The organism is Paucibacter sediminis, assembly GCF_030254645.1.
Classification (GTDB): domain Bacteria; phylum Pseudomonadota; class Gammaproteobacteria; order Burkholderiales; family Burkholderiaceae_C; genus Paucibacter_B; species Paucibacter_B sediminis.
Map to the genome: position 1 here is coordinate 2,743,545 of NZ_CP116346.1, position 18,873 is coordinate 2,762,417.

At 63.5% G+C, this 18,873-nt stretch carries 18 protein-coding genes; 14 read left to right on the forward strand and 4 right to left on the reverse strand.

Annotated elements, in window-relative coordinates:
• Positions 1–58: 58 nt before the first annotated feature.
• Positions 59–1,630, reverse strand: a complete 1,572-nt coding sequence (ilvA, locus tag PFX98_RS12740) for a threonine ammonia-lyase, biosynthetic (RefSeq protein WP_425334595.1) — start codon at positions 1,628–1,630, stop codon at positions 59–61.
• Between the two features lie 299 nt (positions 1,631–1,929).
• On the opposite strand from ilvA, the gene PFX98_RS12745 reads away from it, so the two are divergent.
• Entirely contained in the window at positions 1,930–2,352 is a 423-nt protein-coding gene (locus tag PFX98_RS12745) for an OsmC family protein (protein WP_285230883.1), read from the forward strand.
• Here the strand turns inward: PFX98_RS12745 and coq7 are convergent.
• Positions 2,349–3,017, reverse strand: coding sequence for a 2-polyprenyl-3-methyl-6-methoxy-1,4-benzoquinone monooxygenase (gene coq7 / locus PFX98_RS12750; protein WP_285230884.1), 669 nt, complete (start codon positions 3,015–3,017; stop codon positions 2,349–2,351). The two genes, PFX98_RS12745 and coq7, sit on opposite strands and share 4 nt — an antisense overlap.
• A gap of 272 nt (positions 3,018–3,289) precedes the next feature.
• On the opposite strand from coq7, the gene PFX98_RS12755 reads away from it, so the two are divergent.
• The 7 genes from PFX98_RS12755 (at position 3,290) to PFX98_RS12785 (ending at position 10,552) form a co-directional block, all read left to right on the forward strand.
• Complete coding sequence (locus PFX98_RS12755; protein WP_285230885.1) at positions 3,290–4,306, forward strand: porin; 1,017 nt, start codon at positions 3,290–3,292, stop codon at positions 4,304–4,306.
• A 189-nt stretch (positions 4,307–4,495) separates the two neighbouring features.
• The gene (locus tag PFX98_RS12760; protein ID WP_285230886.1) at positions 4,496–5,563 is read left to right on the forward strand and encodes a porin; all 1,068 of its coding nucleotides are present in this window, start codon (positions 4,496–4,498) and stop codon (positions 5,561–5,563) included.
• A gap of 77 nt (positions 5,564–5,640) precedes the next feature.
• On the forward strand, positions 5,641–6,447 hold the full coding sequence (locus tag PFX98_RS12765; RefSeq protein WP_285230887.1) for a DUF3047 domain-containing protein: 807 nt from the start codon (positions 5,641–5,643) through the stop codon (positions 6,445–6,447).
• 167 nt (positions 6,448–6,614) lie between these two features.
• Positions 6,615–7,598 (forward strand): ABC transporter permease, encoded by a 984-nt coding sequence (locus PFX98_RS12770; protein WP_285230888.1) that lies wholly within the window; start codon positions 6,615–6,617, stop codon positions 7,596–7,598.
• Between the two features lie 100 nt (positions 7,599–7,698).
• Entirely contained in the window at positions 7,699–8,547 is an 849-nt protein-coding gene (locus tag PFX98_RS12775; protein ID WP_425334698.1) for an ABC transporter permease, read from the forward strand.
• Positions 8,548–8,567: 20 nt separating this feature from the next.
• Entirely contained in the window at positions 8,568–9,557 is a 990-nt protein-coding gene (locus tag PFX98_RS12780) for an ABC transporter ATP-binding protein (RefSeq protein ID WP_285230890.1), read from the forward strand.
• Positions 9,554–10,552 carry an ABC transporter ATP-binding protein gene (locus tag PFX98_RS12785; RefSeq protein ID WP_285230891.1) on the forward strand — a complete coding sequence of 333 codons (999 nt, stop codon included), beginning with the start codon at positions 9,554–9,556 and terminating at the stop codon, positions 10,550–10,552. The genes PFX98_RS12780 and PFX98_RS12785 overlap by 4 nt, the downstream gene beginning before the upstream one ends.
• Here PFX98_RS12785 and lptM read toward each other — a convergent pair.
• A complete protein-coding gene (gene lptM / locus PFX98_RS24730; protein ID WP_425334596.1) occupies positions 10,549–10,770 on the reverse strand; it encodes an LPS translocon maturation chaperone LptM in 222 nt (73 codons plus the stop codon). The genes PFX98_RS12785 and lptM overlap by 4 nt on opposite strands.
• Before the next feature lie 18 nt (positions 10,771–10,788).
• Here lptM and cyaY point away from each other — a divergent pair, with 18 nt between their 5' ends.
• Positions 10,789–11,139, forward strand: a complete 351-nt coding sequence (gene cyaY, locus PFX98_RS12790; protein ID WP_285230892.1) for an iron donor protein CyaY — start codon at positions 10,789–10,791, stop codon at positions 11,137–11,139.
• Between the two features lie 9 nt (positions 11,140–11,148).
• On the opposite strand, the gene PFX98_RS12795 is transcribed toward cyaY, so the two are convergent.
• Positions 11,149–13,518 carry a penicillin-binding protein 1A gene (locus PFX98_RS12795; protein ID WP_425334597.1) on the reverse strand — a complete coding sequence of 790 codons (2,370 nt, stop codon included), beginning with the start codon at positions 13,516–13,518 and terminating at the stop codon, positions 11,149–11,151.
• A gap of 262 nt (positions 13,519–13,780) precedes the next feature.
• On the opposite strand from PFX98_RS12795, the gene PFX98_RS12800 reads away from it, so the two are divergent.
• The 5 genes from PFX98_RS12800 to PFX98_RS12820 are packed head-to-tail and all read left to right on the forward strand — an operon-like array spanning position 13,781 to position 18,870.
• A complete protein-coding gene (locus PFX98_RS12800; RefSeq protein WP_285230893.1) occupies positions 13,781–14,860 on the forward strand; it encodes a pilus assembly protein PilM in 1,080 nt (359 codons plus the stop codon).
• Positions 14,857–15,468 carry a PilN domain-containing protein gene (locus PFX98_RS12805; RefSeq protein WP_285230894.1) on the forward strand — a complete coding sequence of 204 codons (612 nt, stop codon included), beginning with the start codon at positions 14,857–14,859 and terminating at the stop codon, positions 15,466–15,468. Before PFX98_RS12800 ends, PFX98_RS12805 begins: the two co-directional genes overlap by 4 nt.
• Before the next feature lie 8 nt (positions 15,469–15,476).
• Positions 15,477–16,169, forward strand: coding sequence for a type IV pilus inner membrane component PilO (locus PFX98_RS12810; protein WP_285230895.1), 693 nt, complete (start codon positions 15,477–15,479; stop codon positions 16,167–16,169).
• The gene (locus PFX98_RS12815) at positions 16,166–16,708 is read left to right on the forward strand and encodes a pilus assembly protein PilP (RefSeq protein ID WP_285230896.1); all 543 of its coding nucleotides are present in this window, start codon (positions 16,166–16,168) and stop codon (positions 16,706–16,708) included. The genes PFX98_RS12810 and PFX98_RS12815 overlap by 4 nt, the downstream gene beginning before the upstream one ends.
• Before the next feature lie 23 nt (positions 16,709–16,731).
• Positions 16,732–18,870, forward strand: a complete 2,139-nt coding sequence (locus PFX98_RS12820; RefSeq protein WP_285230897.1) for a type IV pilus secretin PilQ — start codon at positions 16,732–16,734, stop codon at positions 18,868–18,870.
• Positions 18,871–18,873: the final 3 nt, after the last annotated feature.

Below are 18,873 nucleotides of genomic sequence, written 5' to 3' on the forward strand. Positions count from 1 at the left end.
CTATTCTGTGCGATCTCTCACACAAACATATCGGCAAATGCCCTTCTCGGGCAGCGCTTCAGCGCAGGAAGAGGCGGTACACCGGGTTGTTGGTCTCGTCCACGAAGGGGTAGTTGAGCGTCTCCAGGAATTCGCGCAGCGCCGCGTTGTCGCCGCGCGGCACCTGGATGCCCACCAGGATGCGGCCGTAGTCGGCGCCCTGGTTGCGGTAGTGGAACAGGCTGATGTTCCAGTTCGGATGCATGCTGGAGAGGAAGCGCATCAGCGCGCCCGGGCGCTCGGGGAAGATGAAGCGGTAGAGGCGCTCGTTGCGTGCCAGCTCGGTTCGGCCACCCACCATATGGCGGATGTGCAGCTTGGCGAGCTCGTTGTCGGTGAGGTTTTCGGTGGCGAAACCCTGTTTCTCCAGCGTGCGCGCCAGCTTGTCGGCCTCGTCGCGCTTGTGCACCGCCAGGCCCACGAAGACATGGGCGCGCTCGGCGTCCGAGATGCGGTAGTTGAACTCGGTCACGCTGCGCGGCCCGATCAGTTCGCAGAAGCGCTTGAAGCTGCCGCGCTCCTCCGGGATGGTGACGGCGAACAGCGCCTCGCGCTGCTCACCCACCTCGGCGCGCTCGGCCACGAAGCGCAGGCGGTCGAAGTTCATATTGGCGCCGCAGGTGATGGCGATGAAGGTCTGGCCCTTGCAGCCCTTGTCCTTCACGTACTGCTTCACCGCGGCCACGCCCAGGGCGCCGGCCGGTTCCAGGATGCTGCGGGTGTCTTCGAACACATCCTTGATGGCGGCGCAGACGGCATCGGTGTCGACGAGCACAAAGTCGTCCACCAGGGCGCGCGTGATGCGGAAGGTCTCCTCGCCCACCAGCTTGACGGCCGTGCCATCCGAGAACAGACCCACATCGGCCAGTTGCACGCGCTTGCCGGCCTTCACCGAGCGTGCCATCGCGTCCGAGTCCTTGGTCTGCACGCCGATCACCTTGATCTCCGGCCGTACCGCCTTGATGTAGGCGGCGACGCCCGAGATCAGGCCGCCGCCGCCGATGGCGACGAAGATGGCGTCGATCGGCCCCTGGTGCTGGCGCAGCAGTTCCACCGCGACGGTGCCCTGGCCGGCGATCACATCGGGGTCGTCAAAGGGGTGGACGAAGGTGAGGCCCTGGGCCTTCTCAAGCTCGAGGGCATGACCGTAGGCGTCGCTATAGGAGTCGCCGAACAGCACCGCCTCACCGCCGTGGCTTTGCACGGCGTCGATCTTGACCTTGGGTGTGGTCACCGGCATCACGATGACGGCGCGGCAACCCAGCTTCTTGGCCGACAGCGCCACACCCTGGGCATGGTTGCCGGCGGAGGCGCAGATCACGCCCTTGTCGAGCTGTTGGCGGCTCAGATGCACCATCTTGTTGTAGGCACCGCGCAGCTTGAAGGAGAACACGGGCTGCTGGTCCTCGCGCTTCAGCAGCACCTTGTTGCCCAGGCGCTTGGAGAGGTTCTTGGCCGGATCCAGCGAGGTCTCGATCGCGACGTCGTACACCTTGGCATTCAGAATGCGCTGCAGATAGCTGTTGTCCGCTGGAATCAGCGCGGGCATGGGCGGCTGCTTGGGGGTGCGCGACTTGGCGGGGCCTGGCATGAATGCTCTCCAATGCATGAAGCTGTTGCAGTGCACCATCATAAGTCAGGGGTCTGGCCCGGCCTTTTCGCCGCGTCGGGGCGAAAAAAAGCCCGGGGCCGTGAGGCCTCGGGCTGAATCCACCATGGAGGCGGTGGAGGAGACAAAAGGTGCCAGTCAACACACAGTCCGCATACGTTTGCGCTTGTATTGGCTCGCTTGCTTAGAATTCTACGACCAGGCCATGTTGCATCGCAATAAATTTGCATGCTGGCATTGGAGGAAGTTCTCTAGATAGACGATCCCGACCGGAGCGCAGGATGGAATGCACGATCAATTGGATGGGCGAGCAAGGCATGGCTTTCGTGGCCGAGACCGGCAGCGGTCACTTGCTGACCATGGACGGCGCGCCTGACGGCGGCGGACACAATCTGGCCCCTCGCCCGATGGAGACGGTGTTGGCCGGCACCGGCGGCTGCACCGCCTATGACGTGGTGCTGATTCTCAAACGCGGTCGGCACGACGTGCGCGGCTGCCAGGTCAAGCTCAGCGCCGAGCGTGCGGCCATCGAGCCCAAGGTCTTCACCAAGATACATATGCACTTCGTGGTGCAGGGCCGCGGTCTCAATCAGGCGGTGGTGGAGCGTGCGGTGGCGCTGTCGCACGAGAAATACTGCTCGGCCAGCATCATGCTGGGCAAGACGGCCGAGATCACGACCTCGGTGGAACTCGTCGAGGTCTAGATATGGTGAGCGGTGCGCGTCATGACGCGTGCCGCCAGACGCATCAGGCCGCGGACCGGCGCAGGCAATTCGCGCGCGCCGGCCTGCATGGCCTCTTCGGCATGGGCGGCTTCTTCCTGCTGCATCTTGGCCACAATCGCTCGGGAGGGCCGGTCGGCGGCGGGCAGGCGATCCAGATGGCTGGCGAGGTGGGCCTCCACCTGCCGCTCCGTCTCGACCACAAAGCCCAGGCTCAGCCGGTCGCCCAGCAGGCCGGCCGCCACGCCGATGCCGAAGGCGCCGGCATACCAAAGCGGGGTCAGGTAACTGCTGTGGGTGTTCAGCTCGACCAGGCGCTGACGTGTCCACACCAGATGGTCTACTTCTTCCTCGGCGGCGCGCTCGAAGTGGTGGCGCAGGGTCGCATCGCTGGTCACGAGTGCTTGCGAACGGTAGAGCGCCTGTGCACAGACCTCGCCGACATGATTGACGCGCATCAGCGCGCCAGCGAGCTGGCCATCTTCGTCCGACAGCTCGGCTTTGAGCCCCGCCGCAGGCGAGGGCCGGCGGCCGGCATGCGCGCCGGTCATGGTGCGCAATGCGTGGTCGGCCGACGAGATCAGGCGGTCGGCGAAATTGAGGTGGGGAGCGGGGTTCATGCTGAGGCGGGGCATGGTGTCGAGCATGGGCTCATGGCAGGCAGTGTACGAGCCCGGTAGCCGCCACAACCCCTGTTGAGGGTTTTCCTTTGCGGGATTTGCCTGAGTTTTGTGACAGGTTTTTTATGCTTGCGAGACGTTGCCCTCCGGCAACGGAAGGCCCCAATTTGCATGCCGTTTATGGCCAGGGCCGCCGGGCTCTGGTGCAATAGGCGCAACTTCCGCTGCGGAGGTTGGCTCGGTCGGCCGGATGTTTGGCTTTGCAGGCCGAGACCTCTTGTTCAATTTTGGAGAACCCAATGAAGAAATCCCTGATCGCTCTGGCTGTGCTGGGCTCGCTGGTCGGCACCGCCTCGGCGCAATCGTCGGTGACCCTGTTCGGCCTCGTTGACGTTGGCGTGCGCCAAGTCAAGGGCGCTGCCGGCACCGTCAACACGCTGTCGTCGGACGGCCGCTCGAGCAGCCGTCTGGGCGTGCGTGGCGTGGAAGACCTGGGTGGCGGCCTGAAGGCCAGCTTCTGGCTGGAAGGCGCGCTGTCGCCGGACGCCGGCTCGGTGGATGCATCGCGTTTCTGGGGCCGCCGCGCCACGGTGAGCCTGTCGGGTGCCTTCGGTGAAGTGCGCCTGGGCCGTCACAAGATCGCGGCTCGCCTGACGATCGACGATTTCGACCCCTATTCGACCACCGGTACCGGTGCCGTGACCGCCATCTTCTCGGGCCTGGGCTCGAAGGCTGGCGTGCCTAACCGTGCTGACAACCAGGTTGGCTACGTGCTGCCTGGCGATCTGGGTGGTGTGTACGGCGGTGCCGACGTGGCGGCCGGCGAAGGTGCAGCGACCGATGGCAACAAGACCATGTCCGGCCGCCTCGGCTACAAGGCCGGCCCCGTCCATGTGGCCGCTGCTTACAGCGTCGGCGGTGTCGACAGCAACAAGTACAAGCTCGGCGTCGTTGCCGGTTCGTATGACTTCGGCGTGGCCAAGGCCTCGGTGATGCTGGGCCAGAACAAGTTCGCGTCGCTGAAGCAGTCGTGGTGGCAAGTCGGCGCCGTGGTGCCGGTGGGCTCGGGCGAGCTGCTGTTCTCCTACGCCGATGCCAACGCCAACAACGCTGCCGAACTGGGCAAGGTTGCCGGCGATGCCAAGCTGTTCGCGCTGGGCTACAACCACATCCTGTCGAAGCGCACGACCATTTACGCCACCCTGTCGCAGATCAAGAACGAAGGCGTTGCCAAGTTCGTGGTCGCGGGCGGCAATGCGGTCAATGCCGGCGGCACCTCGCGTGGCGCCGACGTGGGCATTCGCCACAGCTTCTGATCAACAGATTGGGCGCTTCGGCGCCTTGCTGCAAGGCCACCGCAAGGTGGCCTTTTTCGTTTGCGATGGCGCAACTGTCGCCGCCGAGACAGGGTTATTTCCCGTTGGATCGGTGCAACAGGGCGGGGCCGAATCCCTAGGGCCACACCACAATAGCGATAGGTATTTTTCTAACCAGGAGACATAGAGATGAAGAAGGCAACCTTGGTTTTGGGACTCCTCGCCAGCAGCGTGGGTGCCGCCTATGCGCAGTCGAGCGTGACCCTGTACGGCATCATTGATGCAGGTGCTCGCTACACCACGAACGCCGGCCCGAATGCCGCCAGCAAGGGCTCTTCGTTGTCTACCCTGGCTCCCGGCGGCATGTCGCAAAGCCGTCTGGGCATCAACATTACCGAAGACATGGGTGGTGGCCTGAAGGGCATCGCCAATTTGGAGCATCGTCTGCTGTCCGATACCGGCGCGGTGGCTGCTGCCGATTTCTGGCGCCAGTCCTGGGTGGGCATTCAGTCCAGCAGCTTCGGTCGCATCACCCTGGGTCGCCAGTACAACGTACTGTTTGATGCGGTGACCGCCACCTACGCCTCGTTCAAGTACTCGCCCTATGCCGAGATCTACAAGCCTGAGATCGGCTTCTCGCTCGGCGCGCGCAACGACAACATGGTCAAGTACCTGATCGAAGTCGGCGGCTTCCGCGCCGAGGCGCAGGCCAGCGCAGGTGAGGGCGGTGCCGGCAAGTCCATGGGTGGACTGCTCCGCTATGCCGTGGGTGAGTTCGCCGTCGCAGGCGCTTATCTGGACCTGAAGGATGCGGCCGGCAAGAGCGTCAAGGCCACCACCATCGGTGGTGCCTGGACCAGCGGCCCCTGGTACCTGAATGCCGGCTGGGCGCGCAACAAGTTCGAAGCCGGCTTCAGCGCCGTGACCAACGCGACCCTGGCAGGCTCCATCGTCGGCGCACTGAACGCCGCCGCCGCGCTGGGCGAGCATCGCGATATGTGGAGCGTTGGTGGCACCTACCAGCTGACGCCTCAGCTGAACCTGGGCGCGCAATACTGGAACGCGAAGCAGACCGGCTATGTGGCCGCCGGCAATGGCAAGGGTGACTTCTTCGCCTTCGTCGCCGACTACGCCTTCTCCAAGCGTACCGATGCCTACCTGGAACTGGATCACACCAAGATCAGCGGCAATCTGACCCTGGCCAACGGCGCTACCAAGCGCGATGGCTACACGGTGGGTCTGCGTCACCGTTTCTGAGTTTGAAGGGTTGGGCGTGATGCCCGTCACGTTGCAGGCCGCCTTGTGCGGCCTGTTTTTCTTGGCCGCTGCAAGCCGTGACCAAATTGGCGGCGGGTTTCTGCGCGTGGCCTAGGGTTGACAGGTTGCGTCCGAACCGGAGTTGTACGTCCATGGCTAGATCCCTACTCGCGGTGGCTGCTGCCCTGTGTCTGGCGGCTTGCTCGCATGTGCAGCCGGCGCAGCAGGGCGCGCGGCCGCTCGCGGGCTTGCAGGACTGGTCGGCGCGCGAGCTACCGGGCAAGCGCGCCACGCAGTATTCGCTGGGGCAGCGGGCAGGTCAGGCTTGTGTGCTGGCGCAGGCGCAAGAGTCAGCCAGCTTGTGGCGTCGGCAACTGACGCTGCTGCCGCAGCAGGTGGAGCGGCTTGAGTTCGAGTGGTGGATTGCCGGCAAGCAGGCGATGGCGGCCGATACCGATCCCGACCTGGACGACGCGCCGGCGCGCCTGGTGCTGGCATTCGAGGGTGACGAAGCACGGCTTTCGGGGCGCAATCGCATGCTGTTCGAGCTGGCGCGCGTGCTGACCGGCGAATCGCCGCCCTATGCGACCCTGATGTATGTGTGGGACCCGCGGCGCACGCCCGAGACGGTGGTGGTCAATGCCCGCACGGACCGCATTCGCAAGATCGTGGTTGGCAATGATGCGGCGGGCCAATGGCAGAGCTTTCGCCGCGATATCGCCGCCGACTTCAAGAAAGCCTTTGGCGAGGAACCGGGCCGCATGGTCGGCGCCGCGCTCATGACCGACGCCGACAACAGCCCGGGGCGCGCCGAGGCTTGCTACGGCAGCATCCGCTTTGTCGATCAACAGGCCAATCTGTTGCCGGGCAGCCTGATTTTCTGAGGCGGCGCGACACCGAAGTCGTGCTGCGCACCGATCAGGGCTTTCCCGTTTGCCAGGCGCTCATCCGTCCTTGATGATGGCGCCTCCGTTGGGTGGCAGCGCTGCGCCGCAGCGTGGCTCGATGGCTGATCAAGCGCCAGCGCGGGCCGCCCTGAATTCCCTCAGACATGCTAGTTTTCATACTCAGGCGTTTGGTGCAGGCCATCGTCGTGATGCTGACGGTGGCTTTCATCGCCTTCATGCTGTTCCAGTATGTGGGCGATCCGGTGACCAATTTGCTGGGGCAGGACGCCACCCCGGAACAGCGCGAGCAACTGCGCCACGACCTGGGCCTGGATGCCTCGTTCCCGGTGCAATTTGCGCGCTTCGTGGGCAATGCCGTTCAGGGTGAGTTCGGCCTCAGCCTGAGGCAGGGGCGCAAGGTCTCCACGCTCATCGTCGAGCGCTTTCCTGCCACGCTCGAACTCTCGATGGCGGCGGCGGTGATTGCGCTGGGCCTGGGAATTCCGTTGGGCGTGATCGCGGCATTGCGGCGCGGGCGGGCCTCGTCGCAGCTGCTGATGACGCTGTCGCTGCTGGGCGTGTCGCTGCCCACCTTCCTGATCGGCATCCTGCTGATCCTGATCTTCGCCGTGAACCTGAAGTGGCTGCCCAGCTTTGGCCGCGGCGAGGTGCTGGCCTTCGGCAGTTGGACCACGGGGTTGCTGAGCCTGGATGGCCTCAAGCACCTGCTGCTGCCCGCGGTCACGCTGTCGGTGTTCCAGCTCACGCTCATCATGCGCCTGGTGCGTGCGGAGATGCTGGAGGTGCTGCGCACCGACTACATCAAGTTCGCGCGCGCACGCGGCTTGAGCAACCGCGCGGTCTACTTTGGCCACGCGCTGCGCAACACCTTGGTGCCGGTGATCACCATCACCGGCCTGCAGCTCGGCTCGCTGATCGCCTTCGCCATCATCACCGAGACCGTGTTTCAGTGGCCGGGCATGGGCCTGCTGTTCATCCAGGCCGTGCAGTTCGCCGACATCCCCGTGATGGCGGCTTATCTGTGCCTGATCTCCTTCATCTTCGTCAGCATCAACCTGCTGGTGGACTTGCTGTACTTCGCCGTCGACCCGCGCCTGCGCGTCGAGGGCAAGGCCGGCGGACATTGACATGAGCCGCAACCCGAATCCGCAACCCCAAGCCGCGGCGCCGAGCGCCTGGCGGCGCTTCTTCGACGGCGACCTCTGGCATTCCTACCGCAGCTCGCCGATGGCGATCTTGGCCAGCGTGATCGCGCTGGCCTGTGTGGTGTGCGCCGTGTTTGCCGAGTTCGTGGCGCCCCACAACCCCTTTGATCTTTCCACGTTGGAGCTGATGGATTCGCGCCTGCCGCCGGCCTGGATCGAGGGTGGCTCGGGCAAATATCTGCTCGGTACCGACGACCAGGGGCGTGACATTCTCTCGGCCCTGATGTATGGCGCACGCATCTCGCTGCTGGTGGGGCTGGCGTCGGTGCTGCTGTCGATGCTGATCGGCGTTGGCCTGGGTTTGCTGGCCGGCTTTGCGGGTGGGCGCGTGGACGGCTTCATCATGCGCGTCTGCGACGTGATGCTGTCCTTCCCGTCCATCCTGGTGGCCTTGCTGATCGATGGCGTCGGGCGGGCTTTGTTCCCGCATGCGCATGAGACGCTGGCCTTCCTGGTGCTGATCTTCGCCATCGCGCTCACCGGCTGGGTGCAGTACGCGCGCACGGTGCGCGGCTCCACCATGGTGGAGCGCAACAAGGAATATGTGCAGGCGGCGCGTGTCATCGGCGTGGGCCCCCTGCGCATCATGTTCAAGCATGTGCTGCCTAACGTGCTGGGTCCGGTGCTGGTGCTGGCCACCATCCAGGTGGCCTCGGCCATCATCACCGAAGCCACCCTGTCGTTTCTGGGCGTGGGGGTGCCGCCCACCAGCCCGTCGCTGGGTACGCTGATCAGGGTGGGCAACGACTTTCTGTTCTCGGGCGAATGGTGGATCACGATCTGGCCGGGCGCGATGCTGGTGCTGATCGCCCTGAGCGTGAACCTGCTGGGCGACTGGTTGCGCGATGCGCTCAACCCGCGCCTGCGTTGAGACCGAGGATGCATGCCGGCATGAGCCCCACCGCTTCTTTGCTTGAAGTCCGCGAGCTGCGCGTCGAGTTCCCGTCGCGCCGTGCCAACTTGCTGGCGCTGGACGACATTTCCTTCGACATTGCCGCCGGCGAGATTCTTGGCGTGGTGGGCGAATCGGGGGCCGGCAAGTCGCTCACCGGCGCCTCCATCATCGGCCTGCTGGATCCGCCCGGCCGAATCGCCGGTGGCGAGATCCGTCTGGAGGGCCAGCGCATCGACAACCTGCCCTACGAGCAGATGCGGCGCATCCGCGGGCGTCGCATCGGTGCGATCTTCCAGGACCCGCTCACCTCGCTGAATCCGCTCTACACGGTGGGCCAGCAGCTCATCGAGACCATCACCGCGCATCTCGGGCTGAGCCACCAGCAGGCGCGCCGGCGTGCCATCGAACTGCTGCAGCAGACCGGCATCCCCGCGCCCGAGGCACGCATAGACCAGTATCCGCATCAATTCTCGGGCGGCATGCGGCAGCGCGTGGTGATTGCGCTGGCGCTGGCGGGCGAGCCCAAGCTGATCGTGGCTGACGAGCCGACCACAGCGCTGGACGTGTCGATACAGGCGCAGATCATTGCCCTGCTCAGGCGCGTGTGCAAGGAGCAGGGCGCCGCCGTGATGCTGGTGACGCACGATATGGGCGTGATCGCCGAGACCTGCGATCGCGTGGCGGTGATGTATGCCGGACGCATCGTCGAGATCGGACCGGTCCGCGATGTCATCCACCAACCCGCCCATCCCTATACCGTCGGCCTGATGGGCTCGATCCCGGCGATGGACGAGGATAGAGAGCGCCTGCTGCAGATCGACGGGGCGATGCCGCGCCTGAATGCGATTCCGGCCGGCTGCGCATTCAATCCGCGCTGCCCGCGCGTCGTTGAGCGTTGCTTGCGCGCGCGACCCGAACTGATGCCTGCCGGTGGCACGCGCGCGGCCTGCTGGCTGCATGCGGCGGATGAGGGGCGGGCCGCATGAGCACCAAGCCGCTGCTGGAGGTGAAGGACCTCGCCAAGACCTTCGATGTTTCTGCGCCCTGGCTGAATCGCGTTGTCGAGCGCAAGGGGCGGCAGTTCGTGCACGCGGTGGACGGGCTCAGCTTCAGTATCGCCAAGGGCAAGACGCTGGCCCTGGTGGGCGAATCCGGCTGCGGCAAGAGCACCGTGGCGCGCCTGCTGGTGGGGCTTTACGAGCCCACGCGCGGCAGCGTCAGCTTCGACGGCGTGGATACGGCCGCCAAGATGGATGCGGCCCAGCGCCTGGCCCTGCGCAGGCGCATGCAGATGATTTTCCAGGATCCCTATGCGAGCCTGAATCCGCGCTGGAAGGTGCAGGACATCGTGGCCGAGCCCTTGCGCGAGCATGGCCTGGTGCGCGATGTCTCGGAACTGCGCGAGCGCGTCGCCGAACTGCTGCGCTCGGTGGGCCTGGCCGCGGTGGACAGCGAGAAATTCCCGCACCAGTTCTCGGGCGGGCAGCGCCAGCGCATCTCGATCGCGCGCGCGCTGGCCACCCAGCCGGAGTTCCTGGTCTGCGACGAGCCGACCTCGGCCCTCGACGTGTCGGTGCAGGCCCAGGTTCTCAACATCATGAAGGACCTGCAGCGCCAGCGCGGGCTGACCTACCTCTTCATCTCACACAACCTGGCGGTGGTGCGGCATGTGAGCGACCAAGTGGGGGTGATGTACCTGGGGCGTCTGGTCGAGCTGGCGGACAAGGTTGAGCTGTTTGCACGGCCGCGCCATCCCTACACGCGCATGCTGCTGGATGCGATCCCCGACATCCACATGTCGGGGAGGGCACGCACGCCGGTGCGCGGCGAGGTGCCGAACCCGCTCAATCCGCCCAGCGGCTGCAGCTTCCATCCACGCTGCCCCCTGGCCAATGAGCGCTGCCGGCAGGAGCGACCGGCACTGACCCTGTTCCAGGGCGTGCAGGTGGCCTGCCATGCGGTGCAGGAAGGCCGCGCCTAGCGTGCGCTGCCGGCGGCGCTGGCTGGCTTGGCGGGTGGCGGTGGCAGGCTCAGCGGGCCCTTTTGACCACAGGCGCTCAGCCCCATCGCGACACATGCAGCGGCAAGTGCCAGCAACAGCGCGGCGGCGCCGCGCCGCGGCGAACTGCGGCGCTGAAACCCTGAGGCCGGGGCGGCCTTGCCGGAGCGGCCTACACTGTGGCTTTGATCGATCAACATTCGGGAAGTTTAGCCGCCATGACAGCCAGCCCCCTCAGCGATGCCGACTACCAGGCGAAGACGCGTGCGGTGCTTGATCACATCGAGGTCCAGGTTGATGCCTGGCTGGACGGCGACCTGATCGACATCGACAGTCATCGCACCGGCGGGCTGCTGGAACTCAGCTTTCCCAATGGCAGCAAGATCGTCATCAACACCCAGCCCCCGTTGCAAGAGCTGTGGCTGGCGACGCGGGCCGGTGGCTACCACTTCAAGTATGTGGCCGGGCAATGGCTGGATACCCGCGAGTCGCAGGAGTTCCATGCGCTCTTGTCCGCGCAGGCCAGCGCGCAGGCCGGCAAGACCTTGCGGTTCGCGCCGCCGGTCTGAACGGGGTGTTCAGCGCTTGAAGAGGTCGAGGACGCTCTTCTTCTCTTCCTCGCTGGCGTTGCCGGGCAGCTTGGCCTCGTCATTGCTGAGTGCGCGCACGCCCGACTGGCCCTGGTATTCATCGTAGAACCACTCGCCATTCACCTGCATCACGCCTTCCGGCGCCGCGGGCTCCGAGACCGTCACACCCTTCAGCGCCTGGCTCATGTATTCGATCCAGACCGGCAGAGACAGCCCTCCGCCGGTTTCGCGATCTCCCAGCTTGCGCGGCTGGTCGTAGCCGATCCAGACCACCGCCACCACCTGCTGCTGGTAACCGGCGAACCAGGCGTCCATCGAATCGTTGGTGGTGCCGGTCTTGCCATAGATGTCCGGCCGCTTGAGCTGAGCCTGGGCCTTGGCGGCGGTGCCGCTGCGGGTGACCTCCTGCAACAGGCTGGTCATCAGAAAGGCATTGCGCGCATCGATGACGCGGTGGCTCTCGTCCATTTGGCTCGGCAAGCCAGCCTCGTACAGCAGCTTGCCCTTGTGGTCGGTGAGCCTGGCGACGAGTTGTGGGCTGACGCGATAGCCGCCATTGGCAAACACGGCATAGCCCTGGGCCATCTGCATCGGCGTGACCGAGCCGGCGCCCAGCGCCATGGTCAGGTAGGCGGGATGTTTCTCGGCCTCGAAGCCGAAGCGGGTGATCCAGTCCTGCGCGTAGTGGACGCCAATCGACTGCAGCACCCGGATCGACACCATGTTCTTGGACTTGGCGAGGGCGCGGCGCAGCGGCAGGGGGCCATCGAAGGTGCCGTCGTAATTCTTCGGTTCCCAGGGCTGGCTGCCCGTGGTGCTGGCGTCGAAGAACAGCGGCGCGTCGTTCACCACCGTGGCGGGCGTGAAGCCTTTCTCCAAGGCAGCCGAGTAGATGAAGGGCTTGAAGCTCGAGCCGGGCTGGCGCCAGGCCTGGGTGGCGTGGTTGAACTTGTTCTTGGCGTAGTCGAAGCCGCCCACCATGGCCCGTACCCTGCCGTCGCGTGGGTCCAGGGAAATGAAGGCGCCTTCAACCTCGGGCAACTGGGTGATGGTCCAGTCGTTCTTGCTGCCCTTGACGACGCGGATGACCGCGCCGCGGCGGATGCGCGTCTTGGGGTTGCCGCGTTCGGACAGTCCCGAGGTGGCGGGCTTCAGCCCCTCGCCGACGATGTTGATGGTCTCGCCACTCTGCAGTGCCGCCACCACCTTCTTCGGATCGGCTTCCAGCACCACGGCGGCCAGCAATTCGTCGTTGGCCGGATGCTCGGACAGGGCCTCGGCGACGCGGACGTCGACATCCTTGGGGTTGGTCGGCAGGTCGATATAGGCCTCTGGGCCGCGGTAGACCTGCCGCCGTTCGAAGTCCATGATGCCGCGCCGCAGTGCCCGATAGGCGGCGTTCTGCTCGTCGGCATTCAGGGTCAGGTAGACGTTCAGCCCACGCGTGTAGGCCTCATCGCCGTACTGGGTGTAGATCAACTGTCGGGCCACCTCGGCCACGTACTCCGCATGCGAGGAGGCTTCGGCCACCTGGCGATAGCGCAGGGTCTGCGCCTTCGCCTCCTTGTGCTGCTCCTCGGTGATGTAACCGTTGTCCAGCATGCGGTCGATGATGTATTGCTGGCGCTGATTGGCCCGGCGCGGGTTGTTGATGGGGTTGTAGGCGGACGGTGCCTTGGGCAGACCCGCCAGCATGGCGGCCTCGGCGATCGAGATGTCCTTGAGCGGCTTGCCGAAGTAGACCTCGCTGGCGGCGGCGAAGCCATAGGCCCGGTGTCCCAGGAAGATCTGGTTCATGTAGATCTCGAGGATCTGCTCCTTGCTGAGCGCGTTCTCGATCTTCAAAGCCAGCAAGATCTCGTAGATCTTGCGCGTCATGGTCTTCTCGGTGGAGAGATAGAAATTGCGCGCCACCTGCATCGTGATCGTCGATGCTCCCTGGCTGCGCGATTCGCCCACATTGGCCAGGCCGGCGCGGATCACGCCGAGGTAATCCACCCCGCCATGCTGGTAAAAGCGTGCATCCTCGATCGCGAGGATGGCATCCTGCATGACCTTGGGAATGCTCTTGATTGGCAGATAGTTGCGGCGCTCTTCGCCGAACTCGCCCAGCACGACGCCATCACTGGAGAGCACCCGCATGGGCAGCTTGGGGCGGTAGTCGGTGAGGCCGCTGATATCCGGCAGATTGGGGTAGGCCATCGCCAAGGCCATGGCCAGCAGCAGCAAGACACCACCGGCGCCCGCCGCCAGGAGCGCCAAGGCCCAACCGCCCGCGCGCAACAGCATGGATCCAAGGCTTTGTGCCTGCGGCCTGTCGGCCGTGCTCGGTGGGGACTTCTTCTTGGCTTCGCTCATGGGGCTCCGTCGCGGTCGGGGGATTATAGAAACGCCCCGCCCACGCGCGCCTTGTCACCTCTGCTTACCAATAGGTGTGGGGCCAATGCCGAAATAGCGGTGTTATTCCGGCCTTAGGGTGCCGCGGCAGTCGTGTATGTTTCGCAACGTGGTGTTACTTGCATGAGGCAGAAAGCCTTGGGGCGTCATAGGCTTTGCTGCTAGCATTCAAGTAACTTATTAATAGTCCGGCGCACTCGCGGCGCGTTGGGGGATAAGCGTCATGGGAATACTTGACGTACTGCTGGGTCGCAAGCATCCGCCCATGATTGGCTTGGATATCAGCTCGTCCAGTGTGAAACTGGTCGAATTGGGTCAGAGTGCAAATGGCGAGATGGTCTTGGAGCGCTTTGCGACCGAGCCGTTCGAAAAAGGTTGGATCACCGATGGCCAAATCGAGAAATTCGATGAGGTGGCGGATGCCGTGCGCCGTGTGGTGGCGCGAAGTGGCAGCAAGACGCGCGACGCCGTGCTGGCGATGCCGCAGTCGGCCGTGATCACCAAGAAGATCATGCTGCCCGCGGGCTTGCGCGACGAAGAGCTTGAGATCCAGGTCGAGGCGGAGGCGAATCAGTACATTCCGTTCTCCCTGGACGAGGTTAGCCTGGACTTCTGCGTAATCGGCCCCAGCCCCACGTCCGTCGGCGATGTCGAGGTGCTGATCGCCGCCTCGCGCAAGGATCGCGTGCAGGACAGGCAGGGCTTGGCCGAGGCAGCGGGTTTGCGCCCGGTCATTCTGGACATCGAGTCGCATGCATCCCGCATGGCGATGGGGCGGCTGATCGCGAATTTGCCCAGCGAAGGCAAGGATGCCTTGGTGGCGCTGTTCGAGATCGGTGCTGACACCACCAGTCTGAAGGTTCTGCGGGACGATGAGATGCTGTATGACCGCGACCAAGCCTTCGGCGGGTCGGCGCTGACGCAGCTCATTTCGCGCCAGTACGGCTTCTCGTTTGAGGAGGCGGAGCTCAAGAAGCTCGCCAACGAGCTGCCGGAGGACTACGAAACCGCGGTGCTGAACCCGTTCGTGGACAGCCTCTCGCAAGAAATCGGGCGCGCCTTGCAGTACTTCTTCACCAGCACGCCGCATCACAAGGTGCATTACGTGATGTTGGCCGGAGGAACGGCCACCTTGCCCGGGCTCAAGGAGCGCGTCACGGAGTTGACGGGCTTTGCCTGCATGGTGGTGAACCCGTTCGAGAATATGGCGCTGGGCTCGTCGGTGCGCGAGGCCAAGTTGCGCCGTGAGGCGCCGGCCTATCTGACCGCCTGTGGCTTGGCGATGCGGAGGTTCTTTCAGTGATTCTGATCAACCTGCTGCCCTATCGGGAAGAGAAGCGCAAGCGCCGTAAGACGGCATTTTTTGTCGGCTTGGGTGTTTCGGCCGTGTTGGGGGCCGTGGTGGTGGGCGCCGGCATGCTGCTGCTGCAGCAAATGACCGCCGCACAAGCCTCTCGCAACCAATTTTTGACGACCGAGATCGACAAGCTCGACAGCCAGATCAAGGATATTGCCAACCTCAAGGCTGAAATTGAATCGCTGAAGTCTCGCCAGCGGGCGGTGGAGGATTTGCAGGCGGACCGCAATACGCCGGTGCATCTGCTGAACGAACTGGCCCGGCATACGCCCGAGGGCGTGTATCTGACGACGATTCGTCAGACTGACAAAGTGGTCTCGATCAACGGTATCGCGCAAACGAACGAGCGCGTTTCGGAGTTGCTGCGCAACACGGCGCGCAACTCCGAGTGGCTGGAAAAGCCCGAGTTGGTGGAGATCAAGATCGCCAACCTCAGCGCCAATTCGCGCGATCAGAAACGGTTGTTTGAGTTCTCGATGAAGGTGTCGATCAAGGCGCCGGTGAACGAATCGCCTGCGACACCAAGCGCTGGTGTGCCGGCCAAGAAGTCTTGAGGGCGCTCATGCTGAAAAAGACGAAAACGGGCAATCTGAACCTCAATGCCTGGTTTGCGGGGGTCGCGGAGCAATTCCGCGGTCTCAATCCCAACGAGCCTGGGCAATGGCCCTTGGCGCCCAAGCTGGCATCGTTTCTGGCAGTGGGCGTGTTGGTCATGGTGATCGGCTGGGTGTTTGTGCTTGCAGATGTGCAAGCGGGTCTGAATGCCGAGCGCGAGCGCGAACCTAAGCTGAAGGGTGACTACACCGCCAAATTGGCGCAAGCCGTCAATCTGCCTGAGTTGCGAAAGCAGAAAAGTCAGGTGGAGGAATATGTGACGCAGCTGGAAAAGCAACTGCCGGGCAAGGCGGAAATGGATGCGCTGCTGTCGGATATCAACCAGGCAGGGCTGGGGCGTGGGCTGCAGTTTGAGTTGTTCCGTCCAGGGCAGATGGTCATCAAGGACTATTACGCTGAACTGCCGATTGCCTTGCGTGTGACTGGCCGTTATCACGATGTGGGCGCGTTCACTGCCGATGTGTCCAACCTCTCTCGCATCGTGACGCTGCACAACCTGAATGTGGTGACTCTGACGGGCAAGGATGCGTCCGGCAGCCTGGCGATGGAAGCCACGGCGCGCACCTATCGTTACCTTGACGCCAATGAGGTGAGCGAGCAGAAGCGCAGTGCTGCGAAGTCGGCGGGGGCCAAAAAATGACGGGGTATCAGACAGCTGTAAGGTGCGTCGTTGCGCTGGCGGTGTTGCTGGCGGTGGCGGCCTGCTCGTCGGATGTGGATGAGCTGCAGCAATGGATGGAAGAGCAGCGCCGCGCGACACGTCCGACGGTGCGGCAACTTGTTCCACCGAAACAATTTCTCCCCCAGGCTTATGAGGCTCAAGGCGGGGTCGACCCGTTCAGTACGCAAAAGCTGAGCGTTGCCATTAAGCAGGAGTCCGCGCAACCCAACTCGCTGCTGGCCGCCGAAATGAATCGACGTCGAGAGCCGCTGGAGTCCTTCCCCTTGGACAGCATGTCGATGGTGGGTAGCTTGACGCGTAGCAGCGAGCGCCTTGCGATGTTGAAGGTGGACAACCTCTATTACTTGGTCAAGGGCGGCGATTACCTGGGGCTTAACTTCGGGCGCGTTACCAAGATCACCGAAACCGATATCACCTTGCGAGAAGTCGTCCAGGACGCTGCGGGCGAATGGGTTGAACGCACCAGTACCCTCCAGCTACAGGAGAAGGGACGATGAGCATACTTCCGGAGACTCTTCGAATGAGCCAGTGGCGAGCTTTGGCATGTGCAGTGGCGGTGGGCTGTCTAGCGCCTCTGCCAGCGTGGGCACAAAACGCAATTCGCTCCATCAACAGCATGCAGCAGGCGGGCGCCGAGGTGGTGCGCATCGAGTTGACGCAACCGTTATCGGAAGTTCCACGTGGCTTCACGATACAGACGCCACCCCGTATTGCCATCGACTTGCCGGGCGTGTCCAACGAATTGGGGCGCTCCGCGGTCGAGATCAACCAGGGCAATCTGCGCTCGGCCAACGTGGCCCAGGCTGGTGAGCGCACGCGTGTGGTCTTGAACCTGCGCCAGGCCGCGACCTACCGTGCGCAGTTGCAGGAAAACGCGCTGCTGATATTCCTCGAGCAAGCTTCTGTAGCAAGCAATGCTGGGCAGGCGACTTCTGGGCCGGTTCACTTTGCAGCCAGCCAGAATGCAGCACCACAAGCCCTACGTGACATCGACTTTCGCCGTGGCCAGGATGGTGCTGGCCGTGTGATCGTCAATTTGCCCAGCACGCAGGTGGGTGTCGACATCCAACAGCAAGGTCAGAATCTGGTGGTGGAATTTCTTAGATCCAGCCTGCCGGAAAACCTGCGGCGACGCTTGGATGTATCGGATTTCGGAAGCCCGGTGCAAGTGGTGTCGACTTCTCAGGTGGGCGATCGGGTACGTATGGTGGTCGAGCCTAAGGGGGCTTGGGAACACAGTGCTTACCAGAGCGACAACCAATTTGTGCTGGAAGTTCGACCGCAGAAAACTGATCCCAACAAGCTGACGCAGGGACCGGGTTATGCGGGTGACAAGCTGTCGCTGAACTTCCAGAACATCGAGGTTCGCGCCTTGCTGCAGGTGATCGCGGACTTCACCAATTTCAATGTGGTGACTAGTGATACCGTGACCGGCAATGTGACCCTGCGCCTCAAGGACGTTCCGTGGGACCAGGCGCTGGACATCATCATGCAGGCCAAGGGTTTGGGCCTGCGCAAATCCGGCAATGTGCTGTGGATCGCGCCCAAAGACGAACTGGCCACCAAGGAAAAGATGGATCTCGAGGCCAAGGCGCAGATATCGCAGCTTGAGCCTCTGCGTACGCAGGCCATCCAGTTGAATTACACCAAGGCCGAAGAGGTGGCCAAAGGCCTGACGGGCACGGGCCAAGGTTCCGGTCAAGGCGGTGGCACTACAACTCGGTTGCTGTCGGCGCGCGGTAGCGCCATGTTTGAAAGCCGCACCAACCAATTGTTCGTGACCGACATCCCCTCCAAGCTGGAGGAGGTGCTGGCGATGATCGCCAAGATCGATATCCCGGTCCGGCAGGTGCTGATTGAGGCGCGCATCGTCGAGGCCGATGACAAGTTCGGACGCTCTCTCGGCGTGAAACTGGGCGCATCCGATATGCGCGGTCTGCAGGGTGGGGTACCTGGGTATAACGTCGGTGGAAACAACTATGTCACCGTCGGCGGGAATTACAACGCCGTGGGTGGGCAGACCTTGCAGATGGCGAAGGATGATTTCAAGTACAACGATACGCAGTTCATCAATATGCCTGCGCCCAAAATCGGTGACCTTGCCCCTGCCAATTTCGCGCTATCGCTGTTCAGTGCTACCGCCAACCGTTTCCTGAATCTGGAGTTGTCGGCGCTCGAGGCGGATGGTCGCGGCAAGATTGTCTCCAGCCCGCGCGTGGTTACGGCCGATCAGGTCAAGGCCTTGATCGAGCAAGGCGAAGAACTGCCGTATCAGGTGGCGACATCGAGCGGCGCGACGTCCATCGCCTTCCGCAAGGCCAATCTCAAGCTCGAGGTCACGCCGCAGATCACGCCCGAGGGCAATGTGATTCTGGACGTGGACGTCAACAAGGACAGTGTGGGCCGGCAGACCTCGGCAGGGTTCGCGATCGACACCAAGCATGTGAAAACACAGGTGCTGGTCGAAAACGGTGGCACCGTCGTGATCGGCGGTATCTTCACCCAGGTGGAGCGCGAGGACGTGACCAAAGTGCCTTTCCTGGGCGATGTGCCCATCATGGGCAATCTCTTCAAGAATAAGGCCCGCACTTCGAACAAGACCGAGTTGCTTGTGTTTATCACGCCGAAGGTCGTCAACGATCGTGTGACAGTGCGCTAAAAG

Coding starts and splice junctions, on each gene's coding strand:
- PFX98_RS12775 (WP_425334698.1), top strand. CDS start 7,699: ATGGCGATCTTGGCCAGCGTGATCGCGCTGGCCTGTGTGGTGTGCGCC.
- PFX98_RS12810 (WP_285230895.1), top strand. CDS start 15,477: ATGCTGAAAAAGACGAAAACGGGCAATCTGAACCTCAATGCCTGGTTT.
- PFX98_RS12780 (WP_285230890.1), top strand. CDS start 8,568: ATGAGCCCCACCGCTTCTTTGCTTGAAGTCCGCGAGCTGCGCGTCGAG.
- PFX98_RS12820 (WP_285230897.1), top strand. CDS start 16,732: ATGAGCCAGTGGCGAGCTTTGGCATGTGCAGTGGCGGTGGGCTGTCTA.
- PFX98_RS12755 (WP_285230885.1), top strand. CDS start 3,290: ATGAAGAAATCCCTGATCGCTCTGGCTGTGCTGGGCTCGCTGGTCGGC.
- PFX98_RS12795 (WP_425334597.1), bottom strand. CDS start 13,518: ATGAGCGAAGCCAAGAAGAAGTCCCCACCGAGCACGGCCGACAGGCCG.
- ilvA (WP_425334595.1), bottom strand. CDS start 1,630: ATGCCAGGCCCCGCCAAGTCGCGCACCCCCAAGCAGCCGCCCATGCCC.
- PFX98_RS12745 (WP_285230883.1), top strand. CDS start 1,930: ATGGAATGCACGATCAATTGGATGGGCGAGCAAGGCATGGCTTTCGTG.
- PFX98_RS12815 (WP_285230896.1), top strand. CDS start 16,166: ATGACGGGGTATCAGACAGCTGTAAGGTGCGTCGTTGCGCTGGCGGTG.
- PFX98_RS12785 (WP_285230891.1), top strand. CDS start 9,554: ATGAGCACCAAGCCGCTGCTGGAGGTGAAGGACCTCGCCAAGACCTTC.
- PFX98_RS12800 (WP_285230893.1), top strand. CDS start 13,781: ATGGGAATACTTGACGTACTGCTGGGTCGCAAGCATCCGCCCATGATT.
- coq7 (WP_285230884.1), bottom strand. CDS start 3,017: ATGCTCGACACCATGCCCCGCCTCAGCATGAACCCCGCTCCCCACCTC.
- PFX98_RS12770 (WP_285230888.1), top strand. CDS start 6,615: ATGCTAGTTTTCATACTCAGGCGTTTGGTGCAGGCCATCGTCGTGATG.
- cyaY (WP_285230892.1), top strand. CDS start 10,789: ATGACAGCCAGCCCCCTCAGCGATGCCGACTACCAGGCGAAGACGCGT.
- PFX98_RS12760 (WP_285230886.1), top strand. CDS start 4,496: ATGAAGAAGGCAACCTTGGTTTTGGGACTCCTCGCCAGCAGCGTGGGT.
- lptM (WP_425334596.1), bottom strand. CDS start 10,770: ATGTTGATCGATCAAAGCCACAGTGTAGGCCGCTCCGGCAAGGCCGCC.